Genomic DNA, 17,020 nt, shown 5'->3' on the forward strand with positions numbered 1-17,020 from the left:
GGGCTCCGGAGCGGCCAGGTCCCTGGGCCGGCGGGGTCCGCGACGGCCGGGCACGGTCAGTCCTCGTGCGGTGCGCGGGCGGGGGCGGGCGGCCGGGCGGCCGTCCCGAGCCGGTCGCGCTGGAGCCGGTGGGCGAGGGTGCGGCGCACGGAGGCCGACGCGGTGGCGGTGACCTCGGCGGGCACGTCGAGGCCCCGGCTGATCCGGTCGTACGCCTCCCGGTAACCGGCGGGCAGCTGTTCCCGGTGCGCCCCGAGGTCCTCCTCGACCAGGCGCCGCAGCTCGTCGACGTTCCGGGGGGTGAAGCGTTTCCGCCCCCGGGCCAGGGCGTTCACGCAGCGCGTGCAGCGGGCGGTGTCGGGAAATGCCTCGGAGATCTCCTCGGCCAGGCCCCACAGCCGCCCTTCGAGCCAGGGCGCGTCGCCCTGGTCGAGGGAGAGCTCCGTCATGGGCGGCGGTTCGTCCGCCCCGCCCTTCGCCACCTGTTTGGACACCGCGGGCTGACTCATGCCGGCGAGCCGGGCGATCCTGTCCTGGGTCCAGCCCAGGCCGACGAACAGTTTGATCATCTCGGCCCGCAGCTTCCGCATCTCCTCCCCCGCGCGGATGACCTCGTTCATGTCGGCGAGCATGCGCCCGGCCTGTTCTTCGGTCAGTTCCCCGAGGGGTCGGGGGGTGTCCTCTTCGCCTGCCACAGCTCGGTTATACACCCTGACGGACTCCCCATAACCTGGTTGTACAACTGGGTTATGAATGGCAGGCTTCGCGCCATGCCCACTTTCTCCGCACCTGACGGAACCCGGCTCGCCTACCACGTGCACGGCGACGGCCCCGCGCTCGTCTGCGTTCCGGGAGGCCCCGCCGACTCCCGCTACCTCGGCGATCTCGGCGGTCTGGCCGCGCATCGCCGGACGATCGTCCCCGACCTGCGCGGAACGGGCCGGTCCGCGATTCCCGCCGATGTCTCCTCCTACCGCTGCGACCGCCTGGTCGACGACATCGAGGCCCTGCGCGACCATCTCGGTCTCGCCCGGATCGATCTGCTCGGCCACTCCGCCGGTACGAACATCGCGGTGCGGTACGCCGCCGAGTACCCGGACCGGGTCGGCGGGCTCGTCCTGATCGGCCCCAGTGTCCGGGCCGTCGGCCTGACGGTGACCGGGCAGACGCGACGCGAGGCGGCGCTGCTGCGGAAGGACGAGCCGTGGTTCCCCCCGGCCTTCGCGGCCCTGGAGGCACTCCTCGCAGGAACGGGAACGGGAACGGGCGCGGGTGGCGATGGAGAGGCCATCGCCCCATTCCTCTACGGCCGTTGGGACGCCGCGGCGCGGCGCCATCACGCGGACGGGCGGCCGGACAACGAGGAGGCCGTCGCCCGCTTCGGGGCCGACGGCGCGTTCGACCCGGAGGCGACCCGCGCGGCTCTCGCCTCCTTCGGCGCGCCGGTCCTGCTGCTCACCGGCGAGTTCGACCTGAACAGCCCGCCCCGGTCGACGGCCGAGTACGCGGAACTGTTCCCCGCCGCCTCGTTCGTGGTGCAGCCGGGGGCGGGCCACTTCCCCTGGCTCGACGACGCCGACCGGTTCGTGGCGACCGTCACGGATTTCCTGGGCTGAGCCGCATGCCCGGCCCGGGGGCGCCGGCGTCAGACCCCGGTGAAGCGGCCGCTCGGCCCGCCCCGCAGCCGGCCGGCCGGGAGCTTGCGGCCGAACGTGACCAGCAGGAGGTCCTGGGCCGCGCCGTACACGGGCGTACCGGTCCCGAAGGACCAGTCCAGGTCGTCGGCGCACAGCCGCACCCCGTCGATGTCCGCCCCGAAGAACTTGAGGCCCCGGGGGCGGGTCGCGTCGAGCAGGACGCGCAGCCGGTCCTCGGGGACCCGCCGGTCGAGGCCGAGGGCGACGGTGACGTCCAGTCCGTGCACCACGTCGTGGCCGAGCGCCGCCGTGAGTCCGCCGACCGGCGGCTTCCACGGGTGGTGCGCGTTGTCCCGCAGGAAATCGGCGAGTTCGGCGGTGGAGTGGACACCCGCGTCGCGGCGGGCGAGCCGGTCGGTCATCCGGTGGAGCCCGCCGCGCGCCTTCACGAGTTCGGCGACGGTCGCGGGCAGCGAGTACCGGAATCCCATCGACATGTGGGCCGCGACCTCGCGCACCCGCCACCCCGCGCAGAGGCTCGGCTCGTCCCACCGGTCGGCCCGCAGATCGTCGAACAGGTCCGCCAGTTCCCGGCGTTCCGCCGCGATCATGGCCCTGATGTCGGTCCCGTTCCCCGTGTGTTCGGTCGTCTTCCCCATGTGTTCAAGGGTGCTGAGGGCTCATTCATAAGTCCAATACCTGGTTATGCTTCGATCTAGAATCATTGATTATGGAACTTCGGCAGCTCCGGTACTTCGTCGCCGTCGTGGAGGAGGGCGGTTTCACCCGTGCCGCCGCCCGGCTGCATCTCGCCCAGCCCGGGCTGAGCGCCCAGATCCGCAGTCTGGAAAGGGAGTTGGGGCAGTCGCTGCTGGACCGCTCCGGCCGGTCGGTGACGCCGACCGAGGTGGGAAGGGCCGTACTGCCGTACGCGCGGGCCGCCCTGGCCGCCACGGAAGGGGTGCGGCAGACGGCGGACGAGTTCGGCGGGCTGCTGCGCGGCCGGGTCGCGATCGGGCTCGTCTCCGGCGCCATCGGCCACTCCTTCGACGTGGCCTCGTTGTTCGCCGACTTCCACGACGCCCACCCCGGGGTGGAGATAGCGCTCAGCGAGGCCACCTCGGAGCAGATGCAGAGCTCGCTCCTGGCCGGGGAGCTGGACATCGCCCTCCTCGGGCGGACCGAGGAGGGCCCCTCGGCCGGCCTCTCCTTCCAGACCGTGATCGACGAGGTGCTGGTCGCCGCCGTCGCTCACGGCGACCCGCTCCTCGCCCGAGGCGACCGCTCAGAGGTTCCGCTGGCCGATCTCCGGGACCGGCCGCTGATCTGCCTGCCGCGCGGCACCGGGGTGCGCGCGGTCTTCGAACACGCCTGTTCCCGGGCCGGGTTCCGGCCCCGGATCTCCTTCGAGGCGGCGGCCCCGGCCATGCTCGCGCAGCTAGCCGCCCGGGGGCTCGGGGTCGCCGTGCTGCCCGCCGGTGAGGAGCCGGCCGACGGGCCGTTGCGCACGCTGCGGATCGTCCGGCCCGAGCTGCGCGGCCGGGTCGTCCTCGCCTGGCGGTCGCCCGGACCGGCGGGGCCTGCCGCCCGGGCGCTCCTCGCCCGGCTGCGCGAGGCACTTCCGGACCTGCCGGACCGCCCGCAGGGGTGGTGAAGGGCCGGGCTCCGGTTCACCACCCCGCGGCGGAACGGGTCAGCCCAGCGCCTCCTCGATGAGGTCTGCGGCCCGTGCGGTGCCGCCCTCGGCGCGCGCTGCGGACCGGAGCCCGGCCGAACGGCGCCGCACCTCCGGGTCGGTGACCAGCTCGTTCAGCGCGGTGCGCAGCGCCTCGGGGGTGGCCTCCTCGGTGTCGATGCGACGGGCCACACCGAGTTCCACGAGCCGGTCGGCGTTGAAGAACTGTTCGGCGCCCTGCGGGACGGCGATCATCGGCACACCGGCCATCAGCCCTTCCCCGCTGCTGCCCATGCCCGCGTGGGTGACGAAGGCGTCGGCCCGCTCCAGGATCGCCGGCTGGGGCACCCAGGAGTGGACCTCGACGTTGGCCGGGATGTCGCCGAGTTCCTCCGGGTCGGTGTACTTCCCGATCTGGAGCACCACGTGCCAGCCGGGCAGGTCGCCGTAGGCCGCCAGGCACCGGCGGTAGAACTCCGGCCGGCGGGTGTACGCCGATCCCAGGGAGATCAGCAGGACCTTCTCGGCCCCGGCGGGGCGGGTCCAGGTCCTCTCGTCCTCGCGGGGGCCGGGGCACAGTCCGACGAAGGTCACCGTGTTCGTGTCGACCCGGTCGGCGTACGGCTGCATCGCGCGGGGGATCAGGGCCAGGGCCCGCGAGGGGCGGCCGGAGAAGGTGTCCACGTCGGTGGTGGACGCCCCGCAGCCGGCGAGCCAGCGTGCGAACTTCGCCCGGTACGCGTCGGCGCCGGGCAGTTGCCACTGCTCCGTGCCGATCTCCTGCTCGTAACCCTGCCAGGCCACGAACGTCGGGGAGAGCTGCATCAGGGGGCGGCCCTGGATCTCGGCGAGGGCGCGGGCGGCGTAGGCGCCGATGTCGTACAGGTAGAGGTCCGCGGGGTCGTGGTCGTAAGCGGCGCGCAGTGGGCCGAGGGACTGGACGGCGTTGTCGAGGAAGAGCTCCATCGCGGCGACGGGGTCGTCCGGCCAGTTGTTGTCGGCGACCGGGAGGGTGGAGGCGCAGGGGACGAACTCGGCGCCGGTGGCCTCGATCCGTTCGGCCATGACGGGGTCGTTGGCGTAGGTCACCCGGTGGCCGCGGGCCACCAGTTCCCGGATGACGTGGATGCTGGGCAGGACGTGGCTGACGGCGGGGATACCGATCATCGCGACATGGGCGCGGCGACGGGACATGGGGGAATCACTCGTTTCAGGTCTGCGGCGAAAAGGGAACGGCGCATCGGTGCGCCGCGGTCGCAGGAAGAAGTCCTGGCCGTGGGGCGCACGGGGATGTGCCGGACGGGAACGGGGCGCTGCCCCGTCCGCGTCAGCCGTAGATCTGGTAGAGGTTCATGGCGAGACCATACCTTCGCGCCGTGCGGCGCGTTCCTGATTTTCCGGCGCCGAGGTACCCGCGGCGCCGGAGCGGGAAGGTGGCGGAGGGGTCAGTCGCCGGGGTCCTCTCCGTCGCGCGACGACCGCCACGCCTCGGTGAACAGCTCCGGCAGGGTGCCCGGCAGCCCGGGCAGGTGCACGACCTTTCCGTCCTCGCTGCCGCCGGTCAGCCGCGCCCCCAGCATCCGCGCCTTTCCGCACTCCATCGGCGGCAGCGGCTTCGCGGCGTGCGCCCACGGGCCGGGCAGGAAGACACCGCGGCCGGCGCGCGGTCGCTTGTCCTCCACCACCAGGCCGTGCTCCACCAGTTGGGCCGCGGCCTGCTTGTGGCGGGCCGGGGTCCATCCGTTCCAGCGGCGCACATTGCGGTCGGACGGGACGGCGAGCGTCAGCAGCTGGAGGTACAGCGCGGCCGGGTCCTCGGGCAGGCCCAGGGTCTGCGCCACCTCATCGACCAGTTCCGGTACGCAGGCGCGCGGATCGGACTCGTAGCGGCCGGGCGGCAGGTCGGCGGCGGTGATCCGGGCCATCATCCGGTCGCAGGTGCCGTCCGTCAGCCAGTCCCACCGCCACGAAACGGTCCGGCCCTCCAGCACCCTGGTCTCCAGCACACCGGTCCTCAGCACCCCGGCCGGGGAGTCGCCGCCGGCCAGCACCTTGCGCAGCACGCGGACGACCTCCGGCGCCCCGTCCCGCACCGGGTCCCCGGCCGGAAGGTCGGCGTACGCCCAGGGCAGGCCGGTGAAGACCGCGTCGACGAGGCTGTCGGCGTCGGGGAAGCCCATGACGTCCCAGATCGTGCGCAGTCTGCGGTACCGCTCCGGGCAGGGCCATGCCCGGAGGTAGAAGCCGGGCGGCAGGGGTGCCCGCTCCGGGTCCAGGAAGAGGTGGCACAGATCGGTCGCCGGTATCCGGGTGTCCAGCGCCAGAGCGGCCTGCCAGGTCCGCTCCGGCGGCCGGGGCCGTTTGCCGTGCTGGGTGTTCCATGCCTCGGCGGTGCGTGCCGCGACCCGGCCGAGGCCGCCGGGCTCCCACAGGTCGGCGGGGTCCTCGGGGAGCACGTCCGCGAGCAGAGCCATCCGGCCCATGTCCCGCAGAACACCCAACTCCGCGCGTCCGGCTTCGAGTTCAGCCGCCTTGAAACCGAGGGTCGTGCGCTCGTCGGCGTCGAGATAGGGAACGTAGTAGCTGCCGGCACCGGGGTTGCCCGCGAGGACGAGTGCGGCCGCCGGCCGGCTCGTCCCGGCGGCATCGCTCAGTTCGACGACCGCGGCCGGGTCCCAGGGCATCGGCCCGCGCTCGCGGATCAGGGAGACCAGGCGGCACAGTTGGTCCCGGCTGCCCCAGCCGCGGGGGCAGTCCTCGGCGTACCGCAGCTCATGGTGGGGCGGCCGGACGCACCCGGGCGGAAGGGCCTCCAGGTAGGGGCGGTCCTTCCGGGCCGGCAACCACCGGGCGAACGCGGAACCGTGTTCGTCGCGAACGGTGAACGAGCCCTCCCCCTCCAACCGCCCCAGGCGGAAGCGGTAGTCGGGATCGACGAAGGGGGTCTGCGCCCACATCTCCAGGAAATTCAGCAGCACCTCGCGCCGCTCCGGCAGGGTGACGGGCGAGGCGGCCCGCAGCGCGACCACTCCCACCTGCCCGATGAGGTGGATCCAGCTGGCGTCCCCGGCCAGTGCCGGTCCGCTCTCACCTTCCTCCGGCGACCAGGTCCCCGCGATGTAGCGGCCCACGCGCTCGATGCTCACCAACTCGTCGTCGTACCAGGATCCGCTGCCGCCGACGAGGCCCTGGAGGGCTGAGATGATTCTGACGCTCTTCCACTTCCGGGCGACCCACGGAGCGGTGTTCGAATCGGTGCTGTGCATGGTCACCATCATGTCCGGCCCCACTGACACACCCGCGGACCGGCCCCGCCCCCCGCGCGGGGCCGGTCCGGGCTTCTTCCGTCCGGCTCCGGCGGCGATCAGCGGCGCCGGGCCCGGCCGTAGCACTGGGCCAGTGCGTGAAATGCCTGCTTGGGTTCCCAGTGCCAGTCGGACTCCGGGTCGTCGAACCGGTCCTTGACGGGTTTGACGATCGCGTAGCCGACCATGTCCAGGTCGAGGTGGGGGTCGGTGGAGTACGGGGCGTCGGCGGTGACGAACTCGAAGGCCATCGCCGCGTAGAGGTCCAACGACTCGAAGACGCCGAGGAGTTCGGTGAGATAGGCGGCCTGGGTCCGTTCACTGCGTACCAGGTCCTCCTTGATCCGGGGCGGTTTCTGGGTGTAGTCGACCACGTCCCACCCCATCCCGCCCGCGTCGGGCGCCCCCACGTACGCGCACGTGCCGAACTCCGTGATGGCCAGCGGCTTTCCCCAGCGCAGGTACTTCCGCAGCTCACGGATGTGGTCCGCGCGGTTCGGGTAGGACGAGTAGTAGTCGATGCCCACGATGTCGAACAGGTTCCAGTCGACCTCGTCGTCCTGCGCGGCGGCGTACGACAGGCTGCCGCCGAAGACCGAGCGTCCGACCGCCGCCGCCCGTCGGGTGAAGGCGTCCAGGCGGCGCATCATCAGTTCGGGGTCGTAGGTGCCGGCCATGAGGTTGCGAATGCGTTCCTGCGCGTTGTCGCCGGGGACGATGCCCGGTACGAACAGCCAGAACTCGCATCCCACGCTCAGGTCCGCGCGGGCCCCCTGCCGGCGCAGCCGTTCCAGGTGACGGCCCGTCTCGGCGAGGTGGTCGAGGATCTCGTGGGCGGGCCGGTCGCCCAGGGTCGGCTGGAGCCAGACGTGCAGTCCCCGTTCCGCGGCCTCCGACGCGGTGGCGTTGAGCCGTTCGACGTCGTCGCCCGTGACCTCGATCGATGTGGCGTGCAGGTCCTCGGCGATGGCGCGGACGTCCGCGCGCATGCGGGTGGTGCTCCACGCGGTGGCCGGTGTCTCGCCCGCGCCGACCGTGTAGCACACCCCCCGGTGCCGCAGGCCGCGGCCGCCCTCGCGCTTCCCGCTCCGGCTGCCCGGTGCGGCCGCCCTCGCGGGTGCGCCGGCCAGGAGGCCCCCGGTCGCCGCCGCGGCCCCGATCGCCCCCGCCCCGGCCAGGAACCGGTTGCGGCTGATGCCTCGGCCGTGTTCGTCGCGATGCACTGTTTGCTCCCTCTCGGTGGGCGGTCCGTGTGTCGCTGTCAGTCTGTTCGGCGGGGCCGGTGGCACGGATCGGCCGAAAGTCTGCGGACGGCCGACCAAGGGATGAACCCATGGGGCCTCATGGCGACGAAAGGCTGCCCGGGGCAGGGGCTCGACGGGCCAGGAGGGCGGTTCCAGGGCCGTGCGTCCGTGGCACCGCGCCGTTTCCCCGGCGAAGGCACGGGGTGCGGTGCGCGGGCGAGCATGTGACGGAGCGGCGCATTCCGTCCGGTTGCCGGCAAACGGCACGCGCGGCTTGTTCGTCGTACGCGGCGCTCGCCCGGGTGCGGCGGAGGCGGACACCCGCACCGCTGCGGCAGCCGACGGGTCCCGCCCCCGGGCAGCCGTGGCGAGCCGTACCGGCTACGGGGCGGGCTCCCGGTCCGGGTCGGGGCGCCGGGCGAGGAAGACGAACTCGCGGCCCGGCCGGTCGGGGGCGTCGCGCACGTCCTCCACCACGTATCCCTGCGCGGTCAGGTCGGCCTCGATCTCCTGCCGTTCGCGGAAGCGCAACGTCGAGTCCGACGTCAGCACCCGCCCGTCCGCCGCGAACGCGTAAGTCCAGCGGAACGTCACCAACGGACCGCTGACATCGATGAGTTGGACCCAGGTCTCGACCTCGCCGATCCCCGGGACGTCCGTGACCCGATACGATTCCCGGCGGTTCCACTCCTCCCAGGCGCGCCGGGCCGGGTCCCGCGTCTCGAACACGAGGAGGCCGCCGGGCCGCAGCGCCTCGTGGGCCCCCCGCAGGGTCAGCCGCCACGCCTCGGGGCCGACGACGGCCTGGGCGACGTTCGCCGTCATCGTCGCGAGGTCGGCCGAAAGGGGCGGCAGCGCCGTCGCGTCGCCGTGGATCCAGCGCACCCGTTCGCTGCCGGGCTTGCCCCGGGCCACGTCGAGGGAGGCCCCGGCCGGATCGACGCCCACGACCTCGATCCCCCGGTCGGCCAGCAGGAGTGCGAACACCCCGGTCCCGCACCCGATGTCGAGCACGCTCCGCGCCCCGGACTCCTCCGCGATGCGCACATACGCGTCGAGATCGCCGCGGTCGGGGTCGAGCACGTCGTAGATCGCGGCGAGCCGCGGATTCCCGAAGCATTCGTCGGCCATGCGGCCCACCGTATGCCGGGAAGCGCGCGGACGGCCGGCGGATTGCGTTTCCGGGGTTCCTCCCCCGGCGGTAGTGTCTCGGCATGTACTCACCGATTCCCGAGCTGAACCTTCTCAAGGAGTTCGAGGAGGCCGTGTCCAGCTGGTACGCCCCCGGCTTCGAGCTGCAGACCTTCGGCGAGGACGACGGCGGATACCCCGGCACCGCCGACCGTCTTCGTACCTTCGCGCTCGCCACGGGTTCCGGCTCGGTCTACGCGATCTGGCTGCTCGACGAGCGTCCCGATCTCGCCGCGCTGCCCGTCGTGTTCCTGGGGGACGAGGGCGGCATCAACCTCGTCGCCCGCGACCTGCGGGAGTTCTTCCGCGTCCTGGCCTCCGGCTGGACCCCCATGGGCAGCTGGGAGAAGGTCGAGTACGCCGACGAGCGGGAGGAGGACGAGGACCACGACCCCTGCCCCGACAACGAACGGTTCCGGGCGTGGCTGCGCGAGCACTTCGGGCTGGAGGCCGTCGAGGACCCCAACGACGTCGTCGAGGCGACCGAGGCCGAGCTGTGGGACCGTTTCGCCGCGTGGATCGGCCCGCTCCACCCGGACGTGGTGAACTCGCGCACGACGCCCTGATGAGCCTGCCCGGTGCGTGACCGGTGCCGGGCGGTGGCGGTACGGGTGAGGGGGCCGGGCCCCCTCGTGGCGCCCGCTACGGACCCGGCCACCGTCGGCGGCCGGGTCCGTAGCGGGGCGCCTCACCCGCCGGGTTCACGCACCGGCCAGCAGCGCCTCCAGCGCCCGGGCCGTTTCCGGGTGGCGTCCGAGCAGTTCCGCGCCCGAGGGGCCGGGGTCCGTCGACTGCCACGTCCCTTCGCAGCCCAGCAGCTCCGCCACCGCGTCGCACGTCGCGGGGTGTGCGGCCAGCAGTGCGGAGCCCCGTCCGCCCCCCGCGGACCGGGCCGGCCGTGCGACCGGTTCCGGCTGTGCCAGCCACGGCGGTACCCACTCGTCCAGTGCCGCGAGCCTGCCGGGGAAGGTCCGGCCGGCCTCGCGGATCAGCAGGGGTGCCAGCTCGGAACCCGACCGCAGGGTGGTGATCAGGGTGGGCAGCCACGGCAGCAGCACCGGGTCCGGCAACCGGGCGAACGCGTTCGACACCGCTTCCACGACGAAGTCGGTGAGGCTCGGCACCGGGCCCAGCGCGTGCAGGAAGCCGCTGAGGTAACGCGGGTAGGAGGGAACCGTCAGCGGGTTGCCCAGCAGCTCGTCGCACCTCGCCCGCAGGTCCGCGCGGGAGAGGTTCCCGAGGTGGACCTGGGCCGCCCACAGCAGCGCCGTCCTCGACGACTCCTCGGGGTGGGACTGGGCGACCGCCAGTTCCAGCTGTGCCCGGTCGCAGCCCAGCGACAGTGCCAGGCCCTCCATGCCGAACAGGAAGCCCAGCATCGCCGCCACCTGGCGGACGGTGGCGTCCTCGTCGGTGAACGCCGTCGGCAGCAGGGTACAGTAGTGCGCGTAACCGGCCTTGACGAAGGATTCGATCCAGGACGGCAGCACCGGCTCGCTGGTGCGGTAGTACGCCAGCAGCCGCCGCACCCGGCGCAGCACCTCCGGTGCCCCGTCGACGCTGCGCTCGGCCGCCAGGACCTCCAGCGCGTGGGTGCCCAGCTCGTCCGCGAGACGGCGGCTGCGCAGGTACAGCGTCGCGTCCTCGACGGCCTCCAGGACGGTCGCCGCGGTGGCCTGCCGGTCGTACGCCCTGCGGCGCAGGCGCTGTTCGAGGACCTGTTCGATGCTGACGCCCTCGTAGCCGAGCTCGATGAGTGCCCGCTGGTGGGTGCCGAGGGACAGATCCCACGACTCCTGGATCGACCGCTCCCCCAGTTTCCGCTCGCCCATGATCGGCCGGACGGCCTGCTGCGGCATCAGTCTGCGCAGCATCCACAGCACGTCGGAGCAGCGTTCCAGCTCCGGCCGGCCGGCTATGTCCAGCAGGGCCCGCTGCACCCCCGACTGCTGGAGTTTCAGGTTCAGGGGCGCGAGCCGGTCGTGGACGTCGCGGGCCAGGGGCGGCAGTGCGTCGTAGCCGACCTGTCCGACGCGGTCACCGCCCATCATGATCTCCACGAGCCGGCGCACGTCGCGCCGGCCCGGGACGGTGTCCTTCTCGATGCAGGTGACGGCCGCGTCCTGGAAGTCGTACGGCGTGGGCTTGGCCCGGTCCCGCATCCCGGCCAGCAGGATCGACGACTCGAACACCGCGATGGCGTCGGCCGTGGAGGACAGGTAGCCGTTGCGGCGCGCGGCGCGCACGATCTCCACCGACCAGCCGAGCAGTTCGGCCTCGTCCAGCCGGTCCAGGACGGGCGGCTGTCGCAGGAAGCCGGTGAGCCTGTCCGAGGGCGGGAGCGCCGGTACGGGGGCCGGCGCGGCCGCGGTCTTCTTGGCTCTCGACTTCTTCGTCCCTGTCTGTCCCTCCAGGCGGTAGGGTTGCACACGGGTCCGCTTGAGGTTCTTCGCCCAGACGGTCGCGGCGATCGACACCGAGCCCGCGGCGAGGCCGAACTGCGCCTCGATCGCCGCGTGGCTGGACGGGATCAGGCCGTGCTGCCACTTGGTGGCGCTGCGCGGGGAGATCTCGAAGGTGTCGGTGCCGTGGACGCCGAACTCCGCGACGCGGCTGGCCGCGTGGAACGCCCCGCAGACGTAGAGGCAGTCCTCGGGGTCGGTGCCGGTCGCGGCCAGGTGCTCGCGCATCCTGGTCCACATGTAGCGTTCGCGGTCCTCGTCGACCCGTACCCGGTGGGGGTCGCCGGGGGCCAGGCGCCGGAAGAGGCTTCCGATCAGGAGCATCACCTGGCGGTAGGTGTCGTGGTCGCTGTCGCCGAGCGGCAGCTCGACGTACTGGTGCCACCACTCCGACCAGTGCCGCACCTTGCCGTGGCGCAGCAGGTGTTCCTCCAGCTCCGCGAAGCGGGGCCGCAGGTCCCCGATCTCCACGCCGACCGCGTCGCCGTGCAGGGCGGCCTCCTCCTCGGCGGGCGGCGCGTCCGGGTCGGCGGCCCCGTCGGTGTGTTCCCCGCGCGCGTCCCACTGGAAGACATGGTCCGAGGAACGGTCGACGAGGACGAGTTCGACGCCGGGGGTGTCGAGCGCGTAGGCGATCGCCTGGTACTCGGCCGACGCCTCGGTGATCGGGGCGACCACCGACAGCGGGGACCAGTCGGCGGGGAAGCCGTCGACCTCGGAGGCGAACGCCTGGACCGCCACCGGGAGCTTGCAGTTGCGCAGCTCGGTCAGCAGCGGCGCCATGTCCTCGCACAGTTCCAGGTACACGACCTTGGGCTGCTTCTGGCGCAGCCGGCGTGCCATCGCGGTGGCCGACGCGGGCGAGTGGTGGCAGACGGGGAAGATCTCCAGCGGCTCGCGCACCGCGTGGTCGACGTCGTCGACGATGCCGAGGAGGATGCCCTCCAGGGCGTCGGGTCCGTCCGCGAACTCCGCGGCGGCCTCCTGCAGTTGCGCGCGCAGTCCTTCGAAGGTCCCCTCGTGCGCGCCGCTCATGACAGGGTGGCGATCGCGTCGCGGCCGCCCTCCAGGAACTCCGGCCAGGAGCCGCCCTCCTCCTTGCTGCGCGGCTCGACGACGCCGTGCAGGTACTTGTTGAGTATGGCCAGGTCCTCGGGCTCGCGCCGGGCCAGGGAGCCGACGAGCGAGGACGCCAGGGTGCGCGCGGTCAGGGTGGACTCGCCGAAGAAGTTGCTGTGCAGGACCGCGTCCTCCAGCACGCCGATCTGTTCGGCCGTGGACAGCGCGGACTCCAGCTTCTCGTCGTCGCTGCCGGCCGCGGCCGCGGAGGCCCGCAGGTCGGCGAAGCTCTGCAGCAGCACGTCGAGCAGGGTCGGCGGCACGTCCAGGTCGATCTGGTGGCGGCGCAGCAGTTCCTCGGTGCGGAAGCGGACGATCTCGACCTCGCTCTTCTTGTTCGTCACCACCGGGATGCGGACGAAGTTGAAGCGGCGCTTGAGGGCCGAGGACAGGTCGTTGACGCCCCGGTCGCGGCTGTTGGCGGTGGCGATGACGGAGAAGCCGGGCTTGGCGAAGACGATGCCGTCGCTGTCCAGTTCGGGAACCGAGATGTATTTCTCGGACAGGATCGAGATCAGCGCGTCCTGGACGTCGCTGGTGGAGCGGGTGAGCTCCTCGAACCGGCCGATCGCGCCGGCCTCCATCGCCGTCATGATCGGTGAGGGGATCATCGACTCGCGGGACTGGCCCTTGGCGATGACCATCGACACGTTCCAGGAGTACTTGATGTGGTCCTCGGTGGTACCGGCCGTGCCCTGCACCACCAGGGTGGAGTTGCGGCAGATCGCGGCGGACAGCAGCTCGGCCAGCCAGCTCTTGCCGGTGCCGGGGTCACCGATGAGCAGCAGGCCGCGGTCGGAGGCCAGGGTGACGATCGAGCGCTCGACGAAACTGCGGTCGCCGTACCACTTCTGCGAGATCTCCCGGTCCAGGCCGTCGGAACGCTCGGAACCGAGGATGAACAGGCGGACCATCTTCGGGGACAGGCGCCAGGAGAAGGGCTTGGGGTTGTCGTCGATGGACTCCAGCCACTCCAGTTCCTCGGCGTACTTGATCTCGGCGGGGGCGCGCAACAGGTCGGACATTTTTCGGGGCCTTTCTAGGCGAGGAACGTCTTGAGCTCGTGGACGAGCTTGCGGATGTGACCGGAGAGCACCGGTGCGCCGAGGTCCTTGAAGCGCTCGCGGAACCACGGGTTGACACTGCCGCGGCCGGAGCTGGTGACCGATCCGACCGGGATGAACTTGGCTCCCGAGCGGTGGATGGCGGCCATGCTCTCGAACAGCGGCTCGGAACGCCATTCGTAGAAGTCGGAGATCCACACCACGACGGTGTTGCGGGGCTCGGCGATCTTCGGCTGGGCCAGTGCCATGGCGACCGTGCCGTCGGTGCCGCCCCCGAGGTTGGTGCGCAGCAGGGTCTCGAAGGGGTCGTGCACCCAGGGCGTGAGGTCGAGTGCCTGGGTGTCGTACGCGATCAGGTGGACGTCCACCTTCGGCAGTCCGGCGAAGATCGAGGCCAGGATGGTGCAGTTCACCATCGAGTCGACCATGGAGCCCGACTGGTCCACGACGACGATCAGCCGCTGGGGTGTCGTCTTGCGGACGGTGTGCCGGTAGTAGAGGCGGTCGACGTACAGCCGCTCCTCCTCCGGGCTCCAGTTGGTGAGGTTCTTCCAGATCGTGCGGTCGAGGTCGAGGTTGCGGAACACCCGCTTGGGCGGCACGGAGCGGTCCAGGGCCCCGACCGTTGCCTTCTCCACCTGGGTGCGGAGCACTTCGGCGACCTCGTCGACGAAGCGGCGGATCAGTGCCTTGGCGTTGGCCAGGGCCACGCCCGAGAGGTTGTCCTTGTCCCGCAGCAGCTGCTCGATCAGCGACATGCTCGGGGTCAGTTGCGCGGCGAGCTGGGGGTCGGCCAGCACTTCGCGCAGGTGCATCCGCTTGACGAGGTCGGCCTCGATGGCGCCGAGTTCGGGGCCGATCGCCGGAATCAGCCGGCTGAGGTCGGGGCTCGTGCCCCGGCCGCCGGTGCCGGTCGGGCTGACGCCCCGGCCCGCCGCCGCTCCCCCGGCCCGGCCGCCGCGCAGCTCGCCGGGCTTGCAGCCGAGCGCGCGTTCCAGCCAGCCGGCGTCGGACTGCCAGCGGGCCAGTTGTCCGGCGGTGACCGTGCCGGAGCCGGAGGCGAAGACGTTGAGCAGGACCTTCGAGACCAGTGCCGCGCGCCGTACCTCGGCGGCCCGGTCGCGTGCGGTGTCCTCGTCCTCGTCCTCGTCGGGGTCGGGTGCCATCAGGCCGTCGAACTCGGCGGCCAGTTCCGGGTGGCGCTGCACGATGGAGTCGACGGACGCCTGCGGGTCCAGCAGCGCGGTCGGCAGGCCGATGTCCTCGACGACGCCGAGGCTGGCGGATTCCAGGGCGGCCTGCTCCTCGGGGTCGAAGAGGCGGGCGAGCAGTCGCCAGTACAGGACCTGGCGGCGGTTGTCGTGGGGATCGGGCCCGGGGGTCGGTGAAGTCGTCTGTCCGGCGGGCCGGTCGGTCGTCCGGTCCGTCATTTCCGCAGCAGCTTTCCGGCGCGCTCCCGCAGCACCGCGACGGCGTCGGTGGCGGCCTTCTCCGCCTTGACACCGGCCTTGTCGGTGGTGCCCCCGGCCCATTCCCCGGCGTGGATCGCGACCGTCTTCTTCCGTACGGTCCTCTCGACGGCCAGGGGCTGGAGGCGATGGGCCCCGGCGTCCCAGCGGAGCAGTCCGATGCACGCCCCGGACGCCGCTACGGCCTCGGGGGTCAGCGGTCCGGCGGCCGGAGCGCGGTCGGCGTCGACGGCGAGCGGGTGTCCGGCGACGGTGAACGTCAGTGCGTCGTCGTCCTGCTGAACGGTGTAGCCCTCCAGGAACACCGGGACCGCGATGCGTGCCGGGTGCCGGTCCAGGGGGGCGGTCACCGCGTCGGCGGCGGTGGGCAGGGCGACCCGGGCGGTGACGAACGCGTCGGCGGGCTCACCGGAGCGGGCGTGGGCGTCGTCCCAGATCAGGTCGTTCTCGCAGGTGATCGGCATGTCGGTGAGTTCCATGGCGCGGCCCTCGCCGACGGCGGCCAGGAGCGACATGTGCGGGCGCAGCAGTTGCCAGAGGCCGGCGCCGACGACCGTGTCGGGCTTGGGCGCCGACACACCGGCGCGCACCAGGCGGGGCGCGGAGCCGTCCGCGGGCTCGAACACCGCGTGGACCTGGGCCTGTACGGCGGTCGCGTGTTCGTGCACGTCGATACCGAGGGGCAGGAGACGGCCGGTGGCCGTGCCGGTCGGGGGGACGTGGGCGGCGCCGGGCAGGGTCAGCAGCATCGCGCGTGACCAGAGGTCGGCCCAGCGGCGTGCCGGTACGCGTTCCATCGAGGCGCCGGGACAGGACGCGGCGAGTTCGGCGGCGAAGCCGTCGAGGAGCGTCGCCAGTCGGCGCAGCGCCGGGTCCGGGAGCATCGCGGAGACGACCTGCGCCGCTCCGGAGACCACGTCGTGGTCGATGCCCTGCCAGCCGGAGCGGGCCAGGTCGGACAGCCAGGAGCGGGCGGCGGCCAGGAGGTTCGCCGCTTGCTGCTCGCCGGGTTCGGCGGTGGCCGACTCGCCGTCGGGGCGGCCGACCGCTTCCCGTATGCGAGCCGTCAGCGCGTCGTGGACGGAGCCGAGCAGTGCGGTGCGGGCGGCGGCGAGGGCGACGAAGTGGTCCTCGTCCGCGGCTCCGCCCGCCGCCTTCTCCGCGGCCTCGGCGACCCGGTCCGCCAGGGGCGTGCCCGCGAGGGCCTCGGCGAACTCGGCCAGGTCCGCGGCCCGGTCGGGCCGGGGGCGGAGCAGTCCGGCCACCAGCGCCCGGTCGAAGGCGTCGACGGCCGACAGTGCCTCGTCGAGTCCGGCGACGGGTTCGTGGAGCAGGTCGGTGCGCATCACGCCACCGCCCTGGTCGGCGGGAACCACTGCATCTCCGGCAACGGGGCGGTGGTCGGGGCGAGTTCCAGGTAGGCGAGGTGGCGCAGGAACCGGCTGAAGACGGGCGCGGCGGCCGCGGTGTCCCCCTGCGGCGGGCGGGTGCCGGTCATCTGGGCGGTGATGACCGGTGCGCTCGACGCGCCCTCCGCGATGTCGACCTTCAGGTAGCGGGCGACGCGCTCGGCTCCGTACTGCAGCACCGCCTCGCCGATGAGGGCCTGGATGTGTTTGCAGAACGATCCCCGCGCGCCGCCGCAGGGCCGGTTGTTGTTGGTGCTGCAGGCGAAGGCGTAGGTGCCGACCGCGACCGACGAGACGTAGACCCGTCCGATGTCCGAGCCGCTGGACACCACTCCTTGCAGGCGCCCGTCGGCCAGTTCGACGAACGGTACTTTGGCGAGCTTCCGCGGCCGTGCGGGTGCCGTCACCCGTGCCGTGCTCGACCTCTCCCAATCCGACAACGCAC

At 72.4% G+C, this 17,020-nt stretch carries 14 protein-coding genes; 3 read left to right on the plus strand and 11 right to left on the minus strand.

The window, feature by feature from the left end; translation table 11 throughout:
• Positions 1-56: 56 nt before the first annotated feature.
• Positions 57-695, minus strand: coding sequence for a sigma-70 family RNA polymerase sigma factor (locus ACFYW1_RS21650; protein ID WP_388995369.1), 639 nt, complete (start codon positions 693-695; stop codon positions 57-59).
• Positions 696-770: 75 nt separating this feature from the next.
• Between ACFYW1_RS21650 and ACFYW1_RS21655 the strand changes: the two genes are divergently transcribed.
• On the plus strand, positions 771-1,616 hold the full coding sequence (locus ACFYW1_RS21655; RefSeq protein WP_388995371.1) for an alpha/beta fold hydrolase: 846 nt from the start codon (positions 771-773) through the stop codon (positions 1,614-1,616).
• Positions 1,617-1,645: 29 nt separating this feature from the next.
• On the opposite strand, the gene ACFYW1_RS21660 is transcribed toward ACFYW1_RS21655, so the two are convergent.
• Positions 1,646-2,296: a maleylpyruvate isomerase family mycothiol-dependent enzyme gene (locus ACFYW1_RS21660; protein WP_388995374.1), complete on the minus strand. Its 651-nt coding sequence runs from the start codon at positions 2,294-2,296 to the stop codon at positions 1,646-1,648.
• Between the two features lie 71 nt (positions 2,297-2,367).
• Between ACFYW1_RS21660 and ACFYW1_RS21665 the strand changes: the two genes are divergently transcribed.
• On the plus strand, positions 2,368-3,291 hold the full coding sequence (locus ACFYW1_RS21665; RefSeq protein ID WP_388995377.1) for a LysR family transcriptional regulator: 924 nt from the start codon (positions 2,368-2,370) through the stop codon (positions 3,289-3,291).
• Between the two features lie 39 nt (positions 3,292-3,330).
• Here the strand turns inward: ACFYW1_RS21665 and ACFYW1_RS21670 are convergent, their stop codons facing one another.
• The 4 genes from ACFYW1_RS21670 to ACFYW1_RS21685 all read right to left on the minus strand — a co-directional run bounded on the left by ACFYW1_RS21670 (position 3,331) and on the right by ACFYW1_RS21685 (position 8,992).
• Positions 3,331-4,506, minus strand: coding sequence for a macrolide family glycosyltransferase (locus ACFYW1_RS21670; protein WP_388995381.1), 1,176 nt, complete (start codon positions 4,504-4,506; stop codon positions 3,331-3,333).
• Between the two features lie 251 nt (positions 4,507-4,757).
• Positions 4,758-6,578, minus strand: coding sequence for a hypothetical protein (locus ACFYW1_RS21675; protein ID WP_388995384.1), 1,821 nt, complete (start codon positions 6,576-6,578; stop codon positions 4,758-4,760).
• A 98-nt stretch (positions 6,579-6,676) separates the two neighbouring features.
• Complete coding sequence (locus ACFYW1_RS21680) at positions 6,677-7,840, minus strand: abortive phage infection protein (protein WP_388995387.1); 1,164 nt, start codon at positions 7,838-7,840, stop codon at positions 6,677-6,679.
• Positions 7,841-8,242: 402 nt separating this feature from the next.
• Entirely contained in the window at positions 8,243-8,992 is a 750-nt protein-coding gene (locus tag ACFYW1_RS21685; protein ID WP_388995390.1) for a class I SAM-dependent methyltransferase, read from the minus strand.
• A gap of 83 nt (positions 8,993-9,075) precedes the next feature.
• Between ACFYW1_RS21685 and ACFYW1_RS21690 the strand changes: the two genes are divergently transcribed.
• A complete protein-coding gene (locus ACFYW1_RS21690) occupies positions 9,076-9,618 on the plus strand; it encodes a hypothetical protein (protein ID WP_388995393.1) in 543 nt (180 codons plus the stop codon).
• Between the two features lie 135 nt (positions 9,619-9,753).
• Here the strand turns inward: ACFYW1_RS21690 and ACFYW1_RS21695 are convergent, their stop codons facing one another.
• From ACFYW1_RS21695 to ACFYW1_RS21715, 5 genes are read right to left on the minus strand one after another with little or no spacing between them, the layout of a single operon-like run.
• On the minus strand, positions 9,754-12,549 hold the full coding sequence (locus ACFYW1_RS21695; protein WP_388995396.1) for a hypothetical protein: 2,796 nt from the start codon (positions 12,547-12,549) through the stop codon (positions 9,754-9,756).
• Entirely contained in the window at positions 12,546-13,658 is a 1,113-nt protein-coding gene (locus ACFYW1_RS21700) for an AAA family ATPase (protein ID WP_388995399.1), read from the minus strand. Before ACFYW1_RS21700 ends, ACFYW1_RS21695 begins: the two co-directional genes overlap by 4 nt.
• Positions 13,659-13,672: 14 nt before the next feature.
• Positions 13,673-15,127 (minus strand): VWA domain-containing protein, encoded by a 1,455-nt coding sequence (locus ACFYW1_RS21705; RefSeq protein ID WP_388995403.1) that lies wholly within the window; start codon positions 15,125-15,127, stop codon positions 13,673-13,675.
• The gene (locus ACFYW1_RS21710; RefSeq protein ID WP_388995406.1) at positions 15,124-16,542 is read right to left on the minus strand and encodes a hypothetical protein; all 1,419 of its coding nucleotides are present in this window, start codon (positions 16,540-16,542) and stop codon (positions 15,124-15,126) included. The genes ACFYW1_RS21705 and ACFYW1_RS21710 overlap by 4 nt, the downstream gene beginning before the upstream one ends.
• Positions 16,512-17,015, minus strand: coding sequence for a hypothetical protein (locus ACFYW1_RS21715; RefSeq protein WP_356931887.1), 504 nt, complete (start codon positions 17,013-17,015; stop codon positions 16,512-16,514). The genes ACFYW1_RS21710 and ACFYW1_RS21715 overlap by 31 nt, the downstream gene beginning before the upstream one ends.
• Between the last annotated feature and the right edge of the window lie 5 nt (positions 17,016-17,020).

The sequence above is a fragment of the Streptomyces sp. NPDC002669 genome, assembly GCF_042889165.1.
Taxonomy (GTDB): domain Bacteria; phylum Actinomycetota; class Actinomycetes; order Streptomycetales; family Streptomycetaceae; genus Streptomyces.